The organism is Actinocorallia lasiicapitis (genome assembly GCF_054778695.1).
The window spans coordinates 1-1,274 of sequence record NZ_BAAGZI010000736.1; the positions used below are offsets into that span (position 1 = coordinate 1).

The 1,274-nt window shown below is 74.9% G+C and carries 1 protein-coding gene; it reads right to left on the reverse strand.

Annotated elements, in window-relative coordinates:
• On the reverse strand, window positions 1–1,274 hold a 1,274-nt coding region (locus ACYVE7_RS34230), incomplete at both ends, for an acyltransferase domain-containing protein (protein WP_460370754.1).

Consider the following 1,274-nt stretch of genomic DNA (forward strand, 5'->3'; position numbering starts at 1 on the left):
GCGAGCGGCAGGTGCGGGGCGTCCCAGGTGACGGCCGACTGCCAGGCGTGCCGGTCCTCGCCGGGCAGTTCGACGTGCGAGCCGAGCAGCGGGTGCACGTCGGGGCCCGTGGAGCGGCGGGCGCCGGTGACCCAGTGGCGTTCGTGCCGCCACGGGGTGAGCGGCAGATCGACCAGGCCGCCGTCGGTGGCGGTCGCGATGGTGTGGCCGTGGACGGCGAGGGTCGCGAGCTGGGTGTGGAAGTGGACGGTGTCGTCGGTCTCCTGGCCCTTGGGGGCGCGACGCAGCGAGTGGGCGACCAGCGCGCCGGAGCCCTCCAGGGTCTCGCCGACGGCGTGCGACAGGATCGGATGGGCGTTGATCTCGACGAACGCGCGGTGCCCGTCCTGGCCCGCGGCCGTGACGGCGTCGGCGAGCCGGACCGGGTTGCGCAGGTTGGCCGCCCAGTAGGCCGCATCCAGCGGGAGGTCGCCGTTGATCAGGGCGCGCGGGTCGTCCAGCGCGGTCGTGTACATCGGCAGGGTGCCCTCGGTGGGCTGGAGCTCGGCCAGCAGCTCCCGCAGCTCGGGCAGCAGCGGCTCGACCTGCGGCGAGTGGCCCGCGCCTTCCGCCTGCACCTTGCGGGCGAGGTAGCCGAGCCCTTCCGCCCAGGCCAGGACGGCGTCGATCGCGTCGGACTCGCCGGTGACCACGGTCTGCTTGGGCGACGACAGCACCGCGGGGTGGACGGCGGGACCGTCGTAGGTGTCGAGTTCGGCCTGCCCGCAGCCGAGGACGGCCATCCCGCCGCCGCCGACCAGCGCGGTCATCAGCCGCGACCGGCGGATGATCACCTTGACGCCGTCGCCCAGGGTGAGCCGCCCCGCGACGACGGCCGCGGCGACCTCGCCCATCGAGTGCCCGATGACGGCCGACGGCTCGACCCCGTAGCCGCGCCACATCCGGGCCAGCCCGATCTGCACGGCGAACAGCACCGGCATGATCTCGGCGGGGCCTTCGGGCATCCGGCCGCTCTCCAGGAGGTCCCAGAGTTCGAGCCCGGCCTCCTCCTGGAACAGGGCGTCGAGGTCGTCGATGGCCTCGGCGAAGCCCGGCTCCTCGTCCAGCAGGGAACGGGCCATTCCGGCGCGCTGCGCGCCGTAGCCGGAGAACACGAACACGGGCTTGCCGGGGGTTCCGGCGGCGATCCCGCTGACGACGGCCGGGTGCGGGTCGCCCGCGGCGAGCGCCTGGAGCCCTTCGCGGAGCCCGGCGGCGTCCCTGGCGACGACGGC